This is a genomic window from Oceanimonas sp. GK1, assembly GCF_000243075.1.
Lineage (GTDB): Bacteria > Pseudomonadota > Gammaproteobacteria > Enterobacterales > Aeromonadaceae > Oceanimonas.
Genome location: NC_016745.1, coordinates 2,907,916 through 2,927,088 on the forward strand (window position 1 = coordinate 2,907,916; position 19,173 = coordinate 2,927,088).

The 19,173-nt window shown below is 56.0% G+C and carries 17 protein-coding genes; 7 read left to right on the forward strand and 10 right to left on the reverse strand.

The window, feature by feature from the left end; all coding sequences use genetic code 11:
• Positions 1-99 precede the first annotated feature (99 nt).
• The 9 genes from fliJ to GU3_RS13780 all read right to left on the reverse strand — a co-directional run bounded on the left by fliJ (position 100) and on the right by GU3_RS13780 (position 9,769).
• Positions 100-537, reverse strand: a complete 438-nt coding sequence (fliJ, locus tag GU3_RS13740) for a flagellar export protein FliJ (RefSeq protein WP_014293132.1) — start codon at positions 535-537, stop codon at positions 100-102.
• The gene (gene fliI / locus GU3_RS13745) at positions 534-1,868 is read right to left on the reverse strand and encodes a flagellar protein export ATPase FliI (RefSeq protein ID WP_014293133.1); all 1,335 of its coding nucleotides are present in this window, start codon (positions 1,866-1,868) and stop codon (positions 534-536) included. Before fliI ends, fliJ begins: the two co-directional genes overlap by 4 nt.
• Positions 1,855-2,646: a flagellar assembly protein FliH gene (fliH, locus tag GU3_RS13750; RefSeq protein ID WP_014293134.1), complete on the reverse strand. Its 792-nt coding sequence runs from the start codon at positions 2,644-2,646 to the stop codon at positions 1,855-1,857. Before fliH ends, fliI begins: the two co-directional genes overlap by 14 nt.
• Positions 2,643-3,689, reverse strand: coding sequence for a flagellar motor switch protein FliG (gene fliG, locus GU3_RS13755; RefSeq protein ID WP_014293135.1), 1,047 nt, complete (start codon positions 3,687-3,689; stop codon positions 2,643-2,645). The genes fliH and fliG overlap by 4 nt, the downstream gene beginning before the upstream one ends.
• Positions 3,682-5,373, reverse strand: a complete 1,692-nt coding sequence (gene fliF, locus GU3_RS13760) for a flagellar basal-body MS-ring/collar protein FliF (RefSeq protein ID WP_371245763.1) — start codon at positions 5,371-5,373, stop codon at positions 3,682-3,684. The genes fliG and fliF overlap by 8 nt, the downstream gene beginning before the upstream one ends.
• A gap of 26 nt (positions 5,374-5,399) precedes the next feature.
• Positions 5,400-5,714 (reverse strand): flagellar hook-basal body complex protein FliE, encoded by a 315-nt coding sequence (fliE, locus tag GU3_RS13765; protein ID WP_014293137.1) that lies wholly within the window; start codon positions 5,712-5,714, stop codon positions 5,400-5,402.
• A gap of 82 nt (positions 5,715-5,796) precedes the next feature.
• Positions 5,797-7,125, reverse strand: coding sequence for a sigma-54 dependent transcriptional regulator (locus GU3_RS13770; RefSeq protein ID WP_014293138.1), 1,329 nt, complete (start codon positions 7,123-7,125; stop codon positions 5,797-5,799).
• A complete protein-coding gene (locus GU3_RS13775; protein WP_014293139.1) occupies positions 7,122-8,159 on the reverse strand; it encodes a PAS domain-containing sensor histidine kinase in 1,038 nt (345 codons plus the stop codon). The genes GU3_RS13770 and GU3_RS13775 overlap by 4 nt, the downstream gene beginning before the upstream one ends.
• A 161-nt stretch (positions 8,160-8,320) precedes the next feature.
• Positions 8,321-9,769: a sigma-54-dependent Fis family transcriptional regulator gene (locus tag GU3_RS13780; RefSeq protein ID WP_014293140.1), complete on the reverse strand. Its 1,449-nt coding sequence runs from the start codon at positions 9,767-9,769 to the stop codon at positions 8,321-8,323.
• Between the two features lie 352 nt (positions 9,770-10,121).
• On the opposite strand from GU3_RS13780, the gene GU3_RS13785 reads away from it, so the two are divergent.
• From GU3_RS13785 to GU3_RS13815, 7 genes are read left to right on the forward strand one after another with little or no spacing between them, the layout of a single operon-like run.
• A complete protein-coding gene (locus GU3_RS13785) occupies positions 10,122-11,312 on the forward strand; it encodes a UDP-N-acetylglucosamine 4,6-dehydratase (RefSeq protein WP_148265911.1) in 1,191 nt (396 codons plus the stop codon).
• A 7-nt stretch (positions 11,313-11,319) separates the two neighbouring features.
• Positions 11,320-12,465 carry a LegC family aminotransferase gene (locus tag GU3_RS13790; protein WP_041543810.1) on the forward strand — a complete coding sequence of 382 codons (1,146 nt, stop codon included), beginning with the start codon at positions 11,320-11,322 and terminating at the stop codon, positions 12,463-12,465.
• 1 nt (position 12,466) lies between these two features.
• Positions 12,467-13,615: a UDP-N-acetylglucosamine 2-epimerase gene (gene neuC, locus GU3_RS13795; RefSeq protein ID WP_014293143.1), complete on the forward strand. Its 1,149-nt coding sequence runs from the start codon at positions 12,467-12,469 to the stop codon at positions 13,613-13,615.
• 2 nt (positions 13,616-13,617) lie between these two features.
• Positions 13,618-14,691, forward strand: a complete 1,074-nt coding sequence (gene neuB, locus GU3_RS13800) for an N-acetylneuraminate synthase (RefSeq protein ID WP_014293144.1) — start codon at positions 13,618-13,620, stop codon at positions 14,689-14,691.
• Positions 14,684-15,322 (forward strand): acetyltransferase, encoded by a 639-nt coding sequence (locus tag GU3_RS13805; RefSeq protein WP_014293145.1) that lies wholly within the window; start codon positions 14,684-14,686, stop codon positions 15,320-15,322. The genes neuB and GU3_RS13805 overlap by 8 nt, the downstream gene beginning before the upstream one ends.
• Before the next feature lie 10 nt (positions 15,323-15,332).
• Complete coding sequence (locus GU3_RS13810; RefSeq protein WP_041543245.1) at positions 15,333-16,379, forward strand: nucleotidyltransferase family protein; 1,047 nt, start codon at positions 15,333-15,335, stop codon at positions 16,377-16,379.
• A gap of 2 nt (positions 16,380-16,381) precedes the next feature.
• Positions 16,382-17,083: a cytidylyltransferase domain-containing protein gene (locus tag GU3_RS13815; protein WP_041543247.1), complete on the forward strand. Its 702-nt coding sequence runs from the start codon at positions 16,382-16,384 to the stop codon at positions 17,081-17,083.
• A 7-nt stretch (positions 17,084-17,090) separates the two neighbouring features.
• Here the strand turns inward: GU3_RS13815 and GU3_RS13820 are convergent, their stop codons facing one another.
• Positions 17,091-19,160 (reverse strand): lipopolysaccharide assembly protein LapB, encoded by a 2,070-nt coding sequence (locus GU3_RS13820; protein ID WP_158308470.1) that lies wholly within the window; start codon positions 19,158-19,160, stop codon positions 17,091-17,093.
• Positions 19,161-19,173: the final 13 nt, after the last annotated feature.

Genomic DNA, 19,173 nt, shown 5'->3' on the forward strand with positions numbered 1-19,173 from the left:
CCCTTCACGCCCTTCACCCTTGGTAAGGGGAGGTGCACAAGGGCTCGGTCATGTATTCCCTCCCCTTTGCAAGGGGAGGGTCAGGGAGGGATTGGAAACCTACAGCGGCTTGCGGTGAAAGCGGTAAATGGCGAGGTTGTCGAGCATCTTCTGCTCCTGACGGGCGGCTTCCTGTTGCTTGCGCTCGCTTTCGCGCTCCATTAACTTGCCAATGGCCTGCTTGCGGGCGCGCACCGCCAACCAGGCATCGCGGCTTTGGGCCAATTGATCCCGGGCCTGCTGCAGGCCCTGCTGTTGCTGTTGCTGGGCCACTTCCAGCTTGTCGATAAAGCCACGGAAATGGCCGAACTGGTGGGCTTCCAGCCCGCTTCGGCCGCGCTGCTGAAAGGTCTGCACATACTGGCGCTGATACTGGCTGAGGGTCTGCAACTGCTGCTCCATCTGCTGCAGCTGCAACTGGGCGATATTGAGCTCCGCCGCCGCCTTGCGCTCTTCCCCCTCCAGCTGCTCCAGCAACAGGGTCAATGCCCGGCTCATCCGCCAGCCCTCAGCAGCGGCATGGCCACTACCGCCAGCTCCTTGAGGCAGGACTCGAAGTCAAACACCTCGGTCATGGTCTGGGTCAGGAAACGATCCAGGCGCGGACGAATGGTAATGGCCATGTCGAGCCTGGGATCGGCGCCGCTTTTGTAGGCCCCCAGGTTGATCAGATCGTGGTTCTGCTGGTAGAGGGCATAGGCCTGCTTGAGCACCCTGGCCTGCTGCTGATGCTCCGGGGTGGTGACCGCCGTCATCACCCGGCTGATGGACTTTTCAATGTCGATGGCCGGGTAATGTCCGCTGTCGGCCAATTGACGCGACAGCACGATATGGCCGTCGAGAATGGCCCGGGCGGCATCGGCAATGGGATCCTGCAGGTCGTCGCCCTCGGTGAGCACGGTAAAAAAGGCGGTAATGCTGCCCTGGCCTTCGCCGCCGTTGCCGGCCCGCTCCACCAGCGCCGGCAATTTGGCGAACACCGAGGGCGGATAGCCCTTGCTCGCCGGCGGCTCCCCCACCGCCAGGGCAATTTCCCGCTGGGCTTGGGCATAGCGGGTGAGCGAGTCCATCAGCAGCAACACGTTCAGCCCCTGATCCCGATAATACTCTGCCAGGGTCAGGGCGGTTTCACAGCCCTTGAGCCGCATCAGCGGCGAGGCATCGGCCGGGGCCGCCACCACCACGGCGCGGGCCCGGCCTTCGTCCCCCAGGATCACGTCGATGAACTCCTTGACCTCCCGGCCCCGCTCGCCAATAAGCCCCACCACCACCACATCGGCCCTGGCGCCCCGGGTCATCATGCCCAGCAGCACACTCTTGCCCACCCCGGAGCCGGCAAACAGCCCCATGCGCTGGCCCTGGCCTACGGTAAGCACCGAGTTGATGGCGCGCACCCCCACGTCCATGGGCGCCTCAATGGGCTTGCGGGCCATGGGGTTGATGGGGCGGGAGACAAAATCGGCGGTGGTGGCGGTGTGAATGGGGCCGAGGCCGTCCAGGGGCTGGCCAATGCCGTCAATCACCCGGCCCAGCAGCGCCATGCCCACGGGCACGCCGGTGCCCTCGCCGGCCGGGGTGACCCGAGCGCCGGGGATCACCCCTTTCAGGGATTCGCTCGGCATCAGGTAGAGCTTGTCGTCGGCAAAGCCGACCACTTCCGCGTCCATGTCGCCGAACTGGGTTTGTACCTTGCACTGGCTGCCCACGGCGGCGGTGCAGCCCACCGCCTCCAGGGTCAACCCCACCACTCGGGTAAGCTTGCCGCTGGCGGCCATGGGTGGCGTCAGGCCGGCGGTCTGGTAGCCGGCCAGCCGCTCAGCCAGCGTCATGGAAGCGGCTCCAGTTGGCCTTGATAAAGTTGGCCATCAGGGCATCGATACGGCCGGCCAGGCTGATATCCAGCTCCGACATGGCGGTGGTGAGCCGAAGCTCGCCCCGCTCCAGCCCGGGCTCGGCCACAAACTCCCAGCCCCGTTTGGCCTGGGCTTGCTCGTTGTAATGTTCGGCCAGCAGCGCCAAATCCTCGGCGTGCAGGTAAAAGGTCAGCGGGCCGTCGTGACGGGGCAGCGCCTGCAGCGCTTCCTGTACCGTGGCCAGCAACAACTTGGGCGAAACGCTGGCCTCGGCTTTCAGCAGGTTGCGGGCCAGCTCCATGGCCAGGGTAACCAGGCTTTGCTCCACCACCTGATCAACCTGCGCCAGGGGTGCCTGCAGCCGTTCGACCAAGGTATTCAGTCGCGCCAGCTGCTGTTGAATCTGCTCGCGCCCTTCTTCCAATCCCTGCTCCAGCCCCTGTTGCAGGCCGGCCTCATGGCCTTGCTGCATGCCCTGCAGCCGGCCTTCTTCCCGGCCCTCGGCCAGGCCCTGCTCTTTGCCCTCGGCATGGCCTTCCTCAAAAGCGGCCTGACGAATGGCTTCCAGCGTTTCGGCGGTAAGGGGCTCGGGGGCAGGCTCTTCATCGGGCTCGGGAGGGGGCGGCTCGGGCTCGTGGCTGCGCAGGTGCAGGGCCGCGTGCTCTTCCCGGGGCGCACGGGCCGGCTCCAGCTCGGGCCACTGCCAGGCGGCCTGGCCGGCGGGAATACGGCCCTTGGCGTTATAGCCACTCATACGTAATCATCTCCGCCGCCCTTGGACAGCATGAGATCACCGCTGTCGGACAACCGCCGGGCCACCGCCAGGATCTCCCGCTGGGCCGCCTCCACATCGCTGACCCGCACCGGCCCCATGGCCTCGAGGTCTTCCTGCAGCATTTCCGCCGCCCGTTTCGACATGTTGCCGAAAAACTTCTCCTTGAGCTGATCGTCGGCGCCCTTGAGGGCCCGCTGCAGCAGATCGGCGTTAACCTCGCGCAACAGCACCTGAATGCCGCGGTCGTCCACGTCGATGAGGTTTTCAAACACGAACATCAGATCCTGGATCTTCATGCTCATTTCCTCGTCCTGATCACGAATGGAGTCCATCAGCGCGCCTTCCACCGAGGTGTCGAGGTAGTTCATGATGTCGGCGGCGGTCTTCAGGCCCCCCATCTTGGCGGCCTTGGCGTTGCTCTTGCCGACAAACTGTTTCTCCATGATGTCGTTGAGCTCCTGCAACGCCGCCGGCTGCACTTCTTCCAGCTCGGCAATGCGCATGATGAGATCCAGCCGCATGGGCTCGGGAAACTGCTGCAAAATGGCCGCGGCCTGATCGGCATCGAGGTAGGACAGCACGATTGTCTGAATTTGCGGATGCTCGTTGTGAATGATGCCGGCCACCTGGCGGGCGTCCATCCACTTGAGGGAATCGAGGCCGCGGGAGCCGGCGCCAGCGGCAATCTGGTTCACCAGCCGGCCCGCCTTGTCTTCCCCCAGGGCCGCCACCAGGGCGTTGCGCACAAAGTCCTGGCTGCCCACGCCGATTTTGGTGAAACGCTGAATGTCTTCAATGAACAGCCGGTGCACGGCACTGACCCGCTCCGGGCTGAAATCCCCCATGGCGGCCATTTTCATGCCCAGGCGCTGCACCTGCTTCGGGTCCAGGTGGCGAAAAATCTGGGCGGCGTCGTCCTCCCGCAGGCTCAGCATCAGCAGCGCCGCCTTGTCGGTGCCCGTCATGCGCGACAGCAGCTGCCGCTGCGCGTCGGTAATTACCAACTCCTGTTCATTACTCATCGCTCTGTACCCAGTCTTTGATCACCTGAGCCGCCAGATCCGGCTCGTTGGCCACCAGCGCCCGTACCGCCGCCAGCAGGTCTTCATCCTTATTGAGGTTGGGCAGGCGGAGCTGGCCGTCCTTGATGCCGAACATGCCGTCTTCCAGCTCCGCCTGCTGGGCCAGCAGCTCCAGATCGTCACTGCCCGCCAGGGCACTCTGACCATCGAGATCCAGCTCGTCGGCCTTGTCATCGATGTTGAGCAGCCGTTTCACCATGGGCCGCACCAGCGCCAGCAGCAGCACCACCAGCACCAGCACGGCGCCCAGAATGCGGGCCAGCCGCCAGAACCAGGCCTGCTCGTAAAAGGGAATGTCGGCCACGGCGTCGAGATCGGGCCGGTTGAACGACATGCTCACCACCTCGATGGCATCGCCCCGGCTGACGTCAAAGCCCAGGCCGCCTTTCAGCAGGCGTTCGATACGGGCCAGCTCCGACGCTTCGAGCGGCACGCGATCGAGAGCGCCATCGGCCTGGGTGACGGTCTTGTAATCCACCGCCACCGACACCGTCAGCCGGCGGATGTCGCCCACGGCGCTTTCGGTGTGGCTGATGGTGGTGTCGAGCTCAAAGTTGCGGGTGGCCTCACGCCGGCTGCGCTCGGTGCCGGTTTTTTCCGAGGCCTGGCCCGCTTCTTCGGGAATATCCGCATCCATGGGCGGCTGATTGGTGAGCGCCCCGGGAATGCCGATGGCGCCCATGCCGGAGGTGTTGTCTTCCATCACCATTTCCGAGCGCACCGCCGGCATGTCGGGATTGTAGGTTTTCACCGTTTGCTGACGACGGCGAAAATCGAGGCTCAAATCCACCTCGGCGGTGTAGTTGCCCAGCCCCAGCACCGGGCTGAGAATGGCGTCAATCTTCTGGCGGTATTCCTCTTCCTGCTGCTGCTGCAGCTCGAACTCGCGCCGGTTGCGGGCGGCCAATGGATCCTGAGAGCCGGAGTTGAGCAAGCGGCCGTTCTGATCGGTGACCGTGACCCGGCCCGGGGTCAGATCCGGCACCGCCGAGGCCACCGTATCCACAATGGCGTCCACTTCTTCCTGACGCAGGCTGCTGCCCCGGCGCAGGTTCAGCACCACGGTGGCGCTGGGCTTGCGCTTGTCGCGCACAAAGACGTTTTCCCGGGGAATGGCCAGCAGCACCTGGGCCCCGGCCACACTGTTGTACTGCTCAATCACCCGGGCCAGCTGACGCTCCCGGCTGAGGTTGAGGCGTTCGCGCTCCAGCCGCTGGCTAATGCCAAAACCGGGGTCGGACAGCAAAATGCTGTCGCCTTCCGGCGGGCTCTGGGTCAGCCCGGAGCGACGCAGGCTGAGCTGAATGTCGGGGTATTGATCGGCGCGCACCAGCACGCTGTTGCCGTCGATTTTGTATTCGATTTTCTGGGCGTCGAGAAAGTCGAGGGTTTCGATCAGTTCCTGATTGCTGTACACCCCCAGCGGCCGCATTTCGGGCTCCTTGCCCCACAGCAGAACGAACACCGCCATGGCCAGACAGATGGCCAGGGCCAGCACAATCACAATCTGACGCAGTACATCGGCATTGCCCAGCAGGGCAAAGGGCGTGCTCTTGCGCTCCTGGGCCTCCATGGCGGCGCCATCATTATTGGCAGGAAGCGTGCTCTTGTCGGTTTCCGCCAGCGGATTGTCAGCCACCCGTCAGCTCCTTAAACCGGCATGTTCATGATGGTTTTGTAGGCATCCACCAGCTTGTTGCGCACCTGTACGGTGGCCTCAAAGGCAATGCTCGACTTCTGAGCCGAGATCATCACCTGCTCCAGGCCCACGGCAGGATCCCCCAGCTCAAAGCGGGTGCGCAGCTCACCGGTGGTTTGCTGCAGGCCGTTGACCTTGTTCACGGCCTGGCCCAGCAGCTCGGCAAAGTCCTGACGAGGACCGGTGCCCTGCACCGGGGCCAGGTTTTGGGCCTCGCCCTGCATTGACTGCATTTCGGCCAGCAGCGCGGCGGCTTTAATCTCCATCAGGTTGGCTCCTCAATCAGTAAACTCATATCACCAGGCACGCATCTTAATGCAAAGGCCGGGCCAGTTCATCTTTTCAGCGTCAAGCGGGTACTTCAATGCCCGCCTCCCGCATGCGGGCCAGCTTGTAGCGCAGGGTGCGCGGGCTGATGCCCAGCAGCTCCGCCACCTCCCGCCGGCTGCCGCCGCTGCGGCGCAGCGCCTGCAAAATAATGCGGTGCTCCTGGCTTTCCAGCTCTTCTCCCAGCTCCTGAGCCGGGCCAGGGGGCACCGGTACGGCAGCCGGGCTGCCTTCATCCAGCAGAATATCGCCGGCGGCGATGTCACTGCCAGCGGCGAGGATCAGCGCCCGCTGCATCACGTTATCCAGCTCGCGCACGTTGCCCGGCCAGTGCCAGGCCAGCAGGCGCTGTTCGGCCCTGGCGGAAAGCACCACGCCATGCCGGCCCTGAGCATGAGCGTGACGAGCCAGCAGAAACCGGGCCAAAGGCAGAATGTCGGCGGGGCGTTCTGCCAGTGCCGGCCAGGCCAGCGGAAACACGTTCAGCCGGTAGTAGAGATCTTCCCGAAAACGCCCCTCATTCACCGCCTGGCGCAGATCCCGGTTGCTGGTGGCCAGCACTCGCACGTTGAGCCGCAGGGTTTTACGACTGCCCAGGCGCTCCACCTCCTGCTCCTGCAGCACCCGCAACAGCTTGGCCTGAAGAGCGACGTCCATTTCGGTGATTTCATCCAGCAGCAGGGTGCCCTCGTGGGCCTGCTCAAACTTGCCCGGGCAGGCCTGCACCGCACCGGTAAAGGCGCCCTTTTCGTAACCGAACAGGGTGGCTTCCAGCATGTTGTCGGGAATGGCGGCGCAGTTGATGGCCACAAAGGGCCGTTCGGCCCGGTTTGAACGGCGGTGAATATAGCGCGCCAGTACCTCCTTGCCGGTGCCGCTGGAACCTGTGATCATCACGCTGGCATCGGTGGCCGCCACTCGACCCGCCAGTTGCAGCAGTTGGCGGCTGGCGGCGTCTTCGGCAATGGGGTCTTCATCCTGTTGCAGCGCCGGGCGCACAAAACGGCGCACCCGCTCCAGCAGGACATCGGGGGTAAAGGGTTTGGCCAGGTAATCCACCGCGCCGGCGCGCATGGCGGCCACCGCCCCCGACACCTGGGCGTGGGCGGTGATCACCAGCACCGGCAGCCCGGGCAGGCGCTCACTAATCCAGCCAAGCAGCTCCAGGCCGTTCATGCCCGCCATCTGCACGTCGGTGATCACCATGCGCACCGGCCTTTGCTGCAGGTAGATAATGGCGTCTTCGGCGCTGGCCACGCACGCACAAGGAAGGCCGGCCAGCTCCAGGGTATCCTGCAATGCCTGCTGCAGACCGGTGTCGTCTTCCACAATCAGAATATCGGTATTCATGGGGATTCCTCATGCCTTGCCAGTGGCAGCCACAGGCTGAAACAACTGCCTTGTTCCGGTACGGAGCTGACCCCCACCCGGCCCTGATGGGCGCGCAGCACCGATGCCACCGCCGCCAGCCCCAGCCCCGTGCCCTGGTTGCGGGTGGTAAAGAAGGGGGTAAAAATCTGCGTTTGCAGGGCCGCATCCATACCCTTGCCATTATCGGTAAGCCGAATCAGGGCCCAGTCTCCTTCCCGCTCAGCATTCAGTTCAAGCGCATCGGCGCCCGCCTCCACGGCGTTTTCCAGCAGATTGAGCAAAATGCCCTTCAGGCTGTTGCCGTTACCCAGCACGTTCAGCCCACTCTCGCTCTGGCAATCAAGGCGGGCTTTGCCCGCCAGCAGGGCCGTGGCGGCCTCGGCAGCGCTGTGCAGCAGGCGTTCCACGCACAGCGGCTCGGCCAGGGTGGCCTGATCGGGCCGGGCATAGAGCAGAATGTCGCTTATTTGACGCTCAATGTCGGTGAGCCTGTCCATCAGCCGCTGCTGAAAGCGCTGCCGCTGCGCCGTATTCAGCGCCGGGTTCGCCAGGTTGGCGCCATAGAGCATGGCGCCCGACAGCGGGGTACGGATCTGGTGCGCCAGCGTCGCCGCCATGCGGCCCAAGGCTGCCAGCCGCTCGGCGTGGCCCTGCTGCTCGGCCCAGGCCCGGGTGGGAGTGAGATCGGTAAGCTGCACCAGCTGGCCGGGCTGGCCTTCCAGGTGAGAGGTGGCCAACTGCACCCTGCGGCCATCTTTAAGGGAGACTTGCAGGCCGTCGTCGGGCCGGGGGGCAAAGGCCCGGTTGATCACCTCAAGCCAGGGCATGTTCAGCAGGGGCTCGCCCAGCAGCGCCCGGGCGGCGGCATTGGCCCGACTGACGGTGCCCTGGCCATCCACCCACAGTAATCCCCCGGGCATGGTATGAAGAATTTCTTCAAGGCGCTCGGGGCCCAGCAGGGGAAGCCAATGGGTGTTGGTTTGGGTTGGCGTAGATATGCTCATGGCACCCATTATTCAAAATGCGTGCCAGTCGCAATATGCATGGGCAAGGACACAAGGGCAAAGGTGCTGTCATTCCGGCCACCGAGCCGGAATCTTGTGGCACCCAGGGTCGCATTGAAAAAGATGCCGGCTCAAGGCCGGCATGACTGATCTACGCGCAAATGAGCCGGTCAGTCCCGCCCTATGCCGTATTTCTTCATTTTTTCCACCAGGGTGGTGCGGCGCATGCCCAGGTGCTCGGCGGCCCGGGCCACCACGCCATCGTGGGCGTCCAGCGCCTTGCCAATCATGTCCACCTCAATCGTGGCCAACATTTCCTTGAGGTTGACCCCCTCGCTGGAGAAGTCGGGCACTTGCCAGTCGCCGTTGCTGGCGGGGGTATCTTCTTCTGAATCAAAATCAAAGAAGGTGGCGCCTTCTTCATCGAAAGTGGCGGGTTCATCGGCAAAAATAGAAGCCAGCGCCGCTTGCTCGTCCATTTCATCGAACGACTCGGGCACATAGTCGCCCCGGTATTTTTCCGGCAGATCGCCCGGCTCTACTTGCTGATTCGGGCGAAGGATCATCATGCGCTCTACCAGGTTCGACAGCTCGCGCACATTGCCGGGCCAGCGATAGCCCTGCAGGGTCTGAACGGCCGCCGGTGAAAAGCCAAGCTCCACCCTGTGCTCGCTGCGGTGGCGGGACACCAGCTCCGTCAGCAGCAGCGGCAGATCCTCCCGGCGCTCGCGCAATGGCGGCGCCGTGATCGGAAACACATTCAGGCGGTAATAGAGATCTTCCCGAAAACGCTGTTCACCGATCATCACCTCCAGATCCCGGTGAGTGGCGGCAATCACCCGCACGTTGGCCTTGATGGGCCGGGTGCCCCCCACCCGCTCAAAACTGCGCTCCTGCAACACCCGCAACAGCTTGACCTGCATGGGCAGGGGCATATCACCGATTTCATCCAGGAACAGGGTGCCGCCGTCCGCCAGCTCAAAGCGCCCTTTACGGGCCGACACCGCCCCGGTAAAGGCGCCTTTTTCATGACCGAACAGCTCGCTTTCCAGCAGTTCTGCCGGAATGGCACCGCAGTTGATGGGCACAAAAGGGCCATCGGCCTGTTGCGACAGCGAGTGAATGGCGCGGGCAATCACTTCCTTACCGGTACCGGACTCCCCCAGCAGCAATACATTGGCCTGCTTGTCGGCCACCTGGCGGATCAATCCCTTTACCGACTGCATGGCAGGGCTCTCCCCTACTAGGAACTCCTTCAGGCACCGCTCGTGCTGCTGGCTTTCGGCCTTCGGCCGCCATTGCTCAGCCAGCCCCAGCAGCCGGGTAAGCTCGTCGTAGGTCAGTTCGCTCAGGGTGCCCAGCAGATTGGCCGCCTTGCTGCGGCAGGGACTCAGGGTAATGAAGACATGATGGCCGTGGTTTTTCATTAACTCGTCGGGCGGAAAGTCCGTTTCCCCCAGCAATACCGTCATGGTGTGCAGCTGCTCCCGCAACCACGCCAGATCGTTGGCGCGACTGCCACTGCGCCACTGCACCTGCATAAAGGAAAGGATAGCTTCCAGTCTTGACCGCCGTTCCTGGTTATGATCCATGATCAAGACACAGCCGTTAAAGCCCATAGGGTAAATATCCTTTTAATTCAGTTAGTTATTGATTTGACTTGAGAGCTTATCCCTGGCTCGGCACCAGCTTAACATTGAAGCGGTACAGACGTGAAACCAAATAAGTCGTAATTCTGACACAAGCGTCAAAACAACTCGACAAAGATAGACGTAAAAAACCGGATAATGTTGATCTAGATCAAACTTGAGAAAGTGGGTAAGTGGTTTTCAACCTAAAGCAGAGCAAACGAGTCAAGATTGGAGCCCGGCTGTGGCGGGAAAATGGCGCTTACACTTGGCATGGAATATGATATTCCAATGCCTTAGCAATTATAATCACGCACTCACCTCCATGTGTTCGGAGTCGTCCTTGAAGACCATACTGCAACTTGTTGGAAGACAAAAACCGCTTTTTTGCAAGGATCTTACTGCCAATGAACAAGCTTTGCTCGATTCTGTTCGAACTTCCCGTTTCCTCGTTCTCGGCGGTGCTGGCTCCATCGGCCAGGCGGTAACCAAAGAAATATTCAAGCGCAACCCGGTCAAACTGCATGTAGTCGACATCAGCGAGAACAACCTGACCGAGCTGGTGCGTGACATTCGCAGCAGCTTCGGTTACATCAATGGTGATTTTCGCACCTTTGCATTGGATATTGGCTCAGTCGAGTACGATGCCTTTTTCAAGGCGGACGGCGGATATGACTATATTCTGAATCTGTCCGCGCTCAAGCATGTACGTAGCGAAAAAGATCCCTACACCCTGATGCGGATGATCGATGTCAACGTGTTTAACACCGATAAGACTCTGCAACAAGCCATTGACGCCGGGGTGAAGAAATATTTTTGCGTATCCACCGATAAGGCAGCCAACCCGGTTAATATGATGGGGGCTTCCAAGCGTATTATGGAAATGTTCCTGATGCGCCGTAGTCTGGAAATTGATATTTCCACCGCTCGTTTTGCCAATGTTGCCTTTTCCGATGGCTCCTTGCTGCACAGCTTCAACCAGCGACTGGAAAAACGTCAGCCAATCGTGGCCCCGAATGATGTCCGCCGATACTTCGTAACGCCGCAGGAGTCTGGCGAGCTGTGCCTGATGTCATGCATCTTTGGTGAAAACCGGGATATTTTCTTCCCAAAGCTCAGTGAAGCATTACATCTGATCACCTTCGCCGATATCGCCATTAAATATCTGGAGCAAAAGGGACTAGAGCCGGTGCTGTGCAGCAGTGAGGAAGAGGCCCGCGAGCTGGCCAAAACCCTGCCGGACCAAGGCAAATGGCCCTGCCTGTTTACCGGCAGTGACACCACGGGCGAGAAGGACTTCGAGGAGTTCTTTACCGAGCAGGAAACCCTGGACATGGAACGCTTTGTCAATTTGGGGATCATCAAGAACGATCCTGTTTTTGATGCCGAACGTTTGCAGATGTTTGAGCGCCGTATCAGCGAAATGAAAGGTAATCTGGCCTGGAGTAAACAGGAGCTGGTAGAGCTCTTCTTTGAGATGATCCCCGATTTTGACCACAAGGAAACCGGCAAATATCTCGATGGTAAAATGTGAGGTCACCGTGCATCAGCAACTAATCGACTTTATTCGGGATACTTACGCCACCAGCGATTTTATCCCGCTGCATGCCCCTACCTTTGCCGGCAATGAAAAAGCCTATCTGGCCGACACCATCGACAGCACCTTTGTTTCCAGCGTGGGCAAATTCGTTGATGAATTTGAAGTGAAAGTGCGTGAGTTCACCAACACGGGTCGTGCGGTGGCCACCGTTAATGGCACCGCCGCGCTGCATGCTGCTCTGCACTTGGCCGGGGTACGGACGGGCGATCTGGTGATCACCCAGGCGCTGACCTTTGTCGCCACCTGCAATGCTCTGCATCATATGGGCGCCAGGCCAGTGTTTGTTGATATTGAGCCCGATGCCTATGGGCTCTGCCCGGTGGCCACGGCAACCTGGCTGGCGGAACATGCCGAGCTGGATAATGCCGGCGTTTGCCGCCATATAAACAGCGGCGCAGCTATCAAGGCCCTTATGCCCATGCATACTTTTGGTCATCCGGCCAGGCTGGATGAACTGATGGCGCTCTGCCAGCAGTGGAATCTTTGTCTTATAGAGGATGCTGCCGAAAGTCTGGGCTCTTTCTACAAGGGCCGGCACACCGGTACACTGGGTCGGTTCGGGGCGCTCAGTTTTAACGGCAACAAGGTGATCACCACCGGTGGTGGTGGCATGCTGCTGTGCCAGGATGCTGAAGACGGTGCCAGGGCCAAGCATGTGACGACCACCGCCAAGGTGCCGCATCCCTACGAGTTCTATCACGATGAACCCGGCTTCAACTATCGTATGCCCAATCTCAATGCCGCCCTGGGCTGTGCTCAGATGGAGCGACTCAACACCATACTGGCGAGCAAGCGGCAGCTGGCTGCGCGCTATGCCGACTTTTTTCAGAGCACCGATTACCGTTTTATCAAAGAGCCGGCCTACGCCCGCTCCAACTATTGGCTGAATGCAGTGCTGTGCCCGAATGTAGAAAGTCGCAATGCCTTGCTGGAAATCACCAATGCCCGGGGGGTGATGATACGTCCGGTATGGCAGTTGATGCACCGGCTGCCGATGTTTGCTGATGCACTGCGTGGAGACCTGGCTCACTCCGAATGGGCCGAGGCTCATTTGGTGAATCTGCCCAGCTCACCAACAGAGGCCTGACATGCGAAACATTGCGGTATTTACCGGGACCCGGGCCGAATATGGATTGCTGTATTGGTTGCTGAAGGATATTCAGCAGGAACCAGAGCTGAGATTACAGTTGCTGGTGGCTGGTATGCATTTCTCGCCAGAATTCGGCATGACTTACCAACAAATAGAAGCAGACGGCTTTCGTATCGACGAAAAAGTCGAAATGCTGCTGTCTTCCGATTCAGCAGTCGGCACGGCAAAAAGCATTGGTCTGGGCGTGATTGGCTTCGCAGATGCGCTGAGCCGCATGGCACCCGATGCGTTGGTGATCCTCGGGGACCGGTTTGAGGCACTGGCAGCGGCCCAGGCGGCGATGATCCTGCGCATTCCCGTTGCCCATATCCACGGGGGCGAAATCACCGAAGGTGCCTATGATGATGCCATTCGTCACGCCATTACCAAGCTGAGCCTGCTGCATTTCACCTCTACTGCCGAGCACCGGCAGCGAGTGATCCAGCTGGGCGAACATCCTGACCGAGTACATAACGTGGGTGCCATTGGGCTTGACCATTTGCAGCGTAGCAACATGATGACGGTGGCCGAGCTGTCAACGTCATTAGGCTTTGCGCTTGAGCGCCCTTATTTTCTGGTGACCTATCACCCGGTGACATTAGCGTCCGAGCCCGCCAGAGCGTCATTTAAGCAGTTGCTAAAAGCCCTGGATTATTTTCCTGAGCATCAGGTTATTCTGACCTACCCCAATGCCGATGACGGTGGCCGTGACATTATTCCGCTGCTGGAAACCTATGCCAGTCAGCAAGCCAGCCGGGTGCTGGCGATCCCCTCTCTTGGGCAGCAGCGTTATCTGAGTGCGGTAAAGCACGCCGCCGCCGTGGTGGGGAATTCATCCAGTGGCCTGATTGAAGTGCCTTCATTTGGCGTGCCAACAGTAAACATTGGTGCTCGCCAGCGCGGTCGGCTGGCAGCAGACAGCGTCCTGCATTGCGACGCCATCACCCCTGCGATTGTTGACGCGCTGCAGGTGGCGCTGGCAACAGATGTGAGTCAGGTACGGAACCCGTACGGCCAGGGGAATACCAGTCAGTCCATTGTCAATACACTCAAGACGGCGGAGTTGTCAGTGATTAAAACCTTCTACGATATCCACAAGGAAAGCTAGGCATGATCAAGATTATCGCGGAGGCGGGTGTTAATCATAACGGCAGTGCCGAGCTGGCGTTTAGGCTGGTGGAAGCAGCACACGCCGCCGGTGCCGATATCGTCAAGTTTCAGACGTTCAAAGCTAAAAATCTGGTCACCAGGACAGCACAGCAAGCAGAATACCAAACTCGTAATACCGGTGTTGCAGAGTCTCAGTTTGATATGCTCAGTCGGTTAGAGCTGGGCTTCGATACTCATAAAGCTCTGATTGCTCGTTGTCATGAGTTGGGCATCGAGTTTATGTCCACGGCGTTCGACTCCGAAAGCCTGATATTTCTGGTTAAAGAGCTCGGCCTGACCACCCTGAAAATTCCGTCTGGTGAGCTGACCAATGCGCCCTTTGTACTTGAGCATGCTCGTACAGGCTGTGATCTGATTGTCTCTACCGGCATGGCAAGCCTGGCTGAAGTAGAAGCCACGCTGGGTGTTATTGCCTTTGGGCTAACAGCGGACGAAGCAGCCTTCCCCAGTGAACAGGCCTTTACGGAAGCGTATGCCAGTGAAGCTGGCCAATCGGCACTGAAGCGCAGGGTGACGCTGCTGCACTGCACCACCGAATACCCGGCACCCATAAATGAAATCAACCTGCGGGCTATGCAGACCATGGCCACCGCCTTTGGGTTAACGCCGGGCTACTCCGATCACAGTGCAGGAATCACCATTCCGGTGGCGGCGGCGGCACTGGGCGCCCGTTTGATTGAAAAACACTTCACACTCGACAAAAGCATGGAGGGGCCGGATCACAAAGCCTCTCTGGAGCCCGATGAACTGGCCGCCATGGTGCAGGCGGTACGCGATGTGGAGCTGGCCCTTGGCAATGGCATCAAGGGGCCTCAACCCTCTGAAGTCAAGAACAAGGCTGTAGCACGCAAGAGCCTGGTGGCAGCGGCCCCCATCCGCACCGGTGAGCTGTTTACTGAGAATAATCTGGCGGTAAAACGCCCTGGCGATGGTCTTTCTCCCTATGGCTACTGGGCCTGGCTAGGGAAACCGGCAGGGCGCGATTATCAGGAAGGGGAGCTGATCCGTGACTAAGCCGCTGGTGATCCTGGGGGCTGGTGGCCATGCCGCCGGTCTTGCCGAGATCCTGAAAAAACAAGGACATATCCTGTTGGGCGTGGTATCGCCTCACCCGTTGGCTCCTCGTGGACCTCTGGCAGATGTGCCTCATATCAACGATGATGAAGCATTACTAGAGCAGTTCGGCCCGGAGCAGGCTGAACTGGTAAACGGTGTGGGGGCCCTGCCAGGCCAAGACCTGAACTGGAGATTGTTTCAGCGCTTTACCGGCCTTGGATACCGTTTTGCATCAGTGATATCACCTCATGCCATCCTGTCCGAGTATGTCACCCTGGGACAGGGCGTTCAGATCATGGCCGGTGCGATTGTACAGGCAGGTGTGCAAATCGGTGGCAACACCCTGCTTAACACCGGTTGTATTGTTGAGCACGATTGTTGTATTGGTGCTCACAATCATCTGGCCCCAGGAGCAACATTAAGCGGTGGAGTAATCACTGGTGAACAGGTGCATGTAGGAACTGGGGCCAATATTATTCAAGGGATAACCATCGGTAAGCATGCAACCATTGGTGCTGGCACAACTATTGCCAGAGATGTAATTCCTTACCAAAAGTTGATACCGGCACCAAGCCGTATCATTAGCTAAGGGGTAACCTATGGCCGAATGGAAAAGTATTGTTTTAGAACCCCATGCCACCATCCGCGATGCCATGAGAGTAATTGACCAAGGTGCACTGCGTATTGCCTTGGTCTGTGACGCACAGAAAAGATTGCAGGGCACGTTAACCGATGGCGATATTCGCCGTGGTTTACTCATCGACTGTAATATGGAAGACTCGGTTTTAAGAGTTATGAATAGCAATCCCAAGACCGTCAAAGTCAGTGATAGCAGAGAAAAACGACTATCAGTTATGAATAAACACGGTTTATTGTCACTTCCTATAATTAATGACCAGAACATTCTTGCTGGTCTTGAAACATTACAAAATGCTTTAATTCCAAAAGTACGTGACAATCCTGTATTTATCATGGCAGGTGGATTTGGCACCCGTTTGAGGCCGCTCACCGACTATTGCCCCAAACCTATGCTACGAGTAGGCGATAAACCTGTACTGGAACATTTAATTGAACGTTTCATCAGCCAGGGGTTTTATCGATTTTTTATATCTACCCACTTTATGCCAGAGATAATCCGTGATTATTTTGGTAATGGCGAAGAGCTGGGTATCAACATCCAATATGTTCATGAAGAATCACCTCTGGGAACAGGTGGTGCACTGGGTTTGTTACCAGTTGATTTACCGGAATTACCCTTAATCATGGTAAACGGCGATGTAATGACCAAGGTTGATTTTAATCATCTTCTTGCACACCACGAGCAACATACATTTGATGCAACCATATGTGTGCGGGAACTTGAACACCAAGTACCATTTGGTGTAATAGAAAGTAATGACTACCTGATTACTCGTATGGTGGAAAAGCCCACTTTTCGTTATCGTATCAATACTGGCATTTACGTACTCAGTCCTGCCTGTGTGGCAGCAGTGGAGTACGGTACCAAAATAGATATGCCTTCCCTTCTTGAGCAGCGTTTAGCTCTCCACGAAAAGGTTGGTATCTATACCAGCCATGACTACTGGCTGGACATCGGAAGGATGGATGACTTTCAAAAGGCTCAGCAAGACATAAAAGGTTTCTAATCATGAATATTGCCATTATCCCTGCCAGGGGCGGAAGTAAGCGTCTACCGAATAAAAATATAAAACTAATGGCTGGGAAGCCTATGATCTGTTGGACAATTGAAGCTGCGCTTACCTGCAATATATTTGATCACATTTTTGTAAGTACAGACAGTGAAGAAATTGCCAAAATAGCAATAGAGTCGGGTGCAGTAGTACCGTTTTTAAGGCCTGCTAGTCTTTCAAGTGATGAAGCCTCTACCTATGACGTCGTGTCTCATCTGATAGACTGGTTTGAATCAGAGCATGAAGAAAAGGTAAACACCATCACCATTCTTCAACCAACATCACCATTAAGGACAGCTGAAGATATTAAAAATGTCTTCGGGATAATAAACAATCACACTGCCAACGCTGTTATCTCTATATGCCCATTAGAGTACCCACTTGAGTTCTGTAATACATTAAATAAAGGTAACACCATGAAAGACTTCATAAAGCCAGAGAACATCAAGCGCTCACAGTTAGTGAGGCCCGCATATAGAGTGAATGGCGCTATCTACTTAATGAAAAGAGAAATGATAAATAACGGTAAAAACATTTATAGCGAGTCTACATTACCCTATATCATGAGTGCGAAATCATCAGTAGACATAGACACCCTAGATGATTTTGAGTATGCCGAGTATTTGATGAAGAAATCACTCGGCACACTGTACAAATAATTTAGCATCAAATATTGAGCAGCTTCCTGACACTATCCACAATACCATCAATGGCTTGAGCCCTTTTGGCACTGTTGTTTACCGGCAAACTGATATGAGGTGTCCCGGGATAATTAAGTGACTCTTTTACCAGCTCACCATTTTCTGGTAGATAATCGGCACCATAGATAACTGTTCTAGTCCCAACCGCTTCAGCCAAAATAATTGGAGCAATATGAGCCCCTAAAACCAGATCAAGGTTAGATAACATGGCGGCAGTGTTCTCAAAATCATCTCTTTGATCAAGCTCATCAATGTTATAAACTACTCTGCCAGTAAGTTTTTCAATTTTATCAAGCTCTTCACTACACTCAGCATACATGCAGTTAATGAATTCGACCTCAGGTAATTTTGAGATAACAATAGCCATTTCATCAGCAGAAAGATAGTAAGTAGCTCTGGAGCCATAAACCAAGCCACTTCGCCAGGCAATTCCTACTCTGGGCCTATCTGTCGCTATTATTGAATCAAGTTTTCTCTTCCACTTTTTCTTCAGAGAATGTTCAACCCAATAGTAGTCTTTATTGAACAAAGCGTGACCATAGGCTTGATAGTGCAGTGCTGGCAAGTCACCGGACAGCACAATCACATCAGCGTCAGCAAGTACAGAAGCATCCATATTTTTCAATGTACGTGCATTTTTTTCATTCATGGGAATAAATGAAATTTCAGGAAAAAGACGCTCGAAAGGTACTAACAAACGCTCTCTGCAGTAAGCTTTTACAATAGCACCTTGCTCTATTAGCCACTGATAATTGCTGGCAAAGTAAAGCTCATCACCAATACCTTGCTCTCTTAAAAGAAAAACTTTCTTTCCCGCTATGGGCTCACCATTCCAGATTCTTTTCTTGAAAGAGTCAAAGTTACTCTTGAATCTTAAGCTACGACCGCAAAGATACGCCTTATAAAAAGAATCTTTATCTCGAAGAGCAAGATAATAGAAATGTTTATTCCATTCATTTTCTTTATGAGAGGATATATATTTATCCAGGCTACAGCTAACTTCATATGACTTCCTGATCTCGCCAATATTCATATAAAAACGGACCAAATCAGCGGCAATCTCAGTATCACGGGGCATCAGTTTAAAGAGAGTGAACAATTCGTTCGCTGCTGCAACAAGAGCATTTTTATCAAACCACTGCTTACTTTCATCCACTGATTTATATCTGGCCAGCGCTTTATATTTTCTAAAGACAATGTCACTATCATCATCTTCAACTACTGCGGAGAAGTATTCATATGCTTTATGAAAGCTATCATTTTTGTAATTAAAATATCCCAAGTATTTCTTAATCACATTGTCATCGGGGAATTTCTTTGATAGCTTTTCTAAATAGTAAATGAAAGCAGGAGTGCCATAACTCTCTTCTATTACTTCCGCCAGAATATCCAAACAGTCGAAGAAACCTTGGCTTACAGCTTTATCGAGATAATGAAAAGCCTGTTCAAACTCTTCATTCTCTCTCAACACATATCCAAATAATGCATTGGCTCTGGCATTTCCTGAGTCTATCAGTAGTACACCATTCAATAATTTTGAGGCCTGGTCTCCTTTGTCTTGCTTAATCATCTTGGAGCAAGTGAATACAACTGAGTCGATAAGCTCGTTTGTTGATTCTATAGCCCATATATCGGACTCATTATTATCGCCTTCGGAAAGCTCGTACAGAGCTTCGTAGATTGAAGATAACCTTGCCAACACATGAATTTCTGCAGGGTGCGACTCTTGGAGTTTGAGGTAAAGAGGAAGTGCTGATTCGTAACATTGAAGATAGTAATAATTTTCTGCCTGAGATAACATAAAGTCTGAATTATCTGGAGAAAGAGAAAGCAGCTTTTCACCATACTCTACAGCCTTGCCAAAGTCTTTCATCTCCTGCAGCAATTTAACCAGGGTATGCAACAGCTCAATATTATTATTATCGATTTCAAGGAGTTGCTCAAAAACCACCAAGGCCCCACTCAGGTTACCCTCGTGATAACAATGCAGCCCTTCATCGATAAGCTGATCGACTTTTTTGATATTTTCATTCATATTATGCTGCATT

Coding starts and splice junctions, on each gene's coding strand:
- fliJ (WP_014293132.1), bottom strand. CDS start 537: ATGAGCCGGGCATTGACCCTGTTGCTGGAGCAGCTGGAGGGGGAAGAG.
- fliI (WP_014293133.1), bottom strand. CDS start 1,868: ATGACGCTGGCTGAGCGGCTGGCCGGCTACCAGACCGCCGGCCTGACG.
- fliH (WP_014293134.1), bottom strand. CDS start 2,646: ATGAGTGGCTATAACGCCAAGGGCCGTATTCCCGCCGGCCAGGCCGCC.
- fliG (WP_014293135.1), bottom strand. CDS start 3,689: ATGAGTAATGAACAGGAGTTGGTAATTACCGACGCGCAGCGGCAGCTG.
- fliE (WP_014293137.1), bottom strand. CDS start 5,714: ATGGAGATTAAAGCCGCCGCGCTGCTGGCCGAAATGCAGTCAATGCAG.
- GU3_RS13770 (WP_014293138.1), bottom strand. CDS start 7,125: ATGAATACCGATATTCTGATTGTGGAAGACGACACCGGTCTGCAGCAG.
- GU3_RS13775 (WP_014293139.1), bottom strand. CDS start 8,159: ATGGGTGCCATGAGCATATCTACGCCAACCCAAACCAACACCCATTGG.
- GU3_RS13780 (WP_014293140.1), bottom strand. CDS start 9,769: ATGGGCTTTAACGGCTGTGTCTTGATCATGGATCATAACCAGGAACGG.
- neuC (WP_014293143.1), top strand. CDS start 12,467: ATGCGAAACATTGCGGTATTTACCGGGACCCGGGCCGAATATGGATTG.
- neuB (WP_014293144.1), top strand. CDS start 13,618: ATGATCAAGATTATCGCGGAGGCGGGTGTTAATCATAACGGCAGTGCC.
- GU3_RS13810 (WP_041543245.1), top strand. CDS start 15,333: ATGGCCGAATGGAAAAGTATTGTTTTAGAACCCCATGCCACCATCCGC.
- GU3_RS13815 (WP_041543247.1), top strand. CDS start 16,382: ATGAATATTGCCATTATCCCTGCCAGGGGCGGAAGTAAGCGTCTACCG.
- GU3_RS13820 (WP_158308470.1), bottom strand. CDS start 19,160: ATGAATGAAAATATCAAAAAAGTCGATCAGCTTATCGATGAAGGGCTG.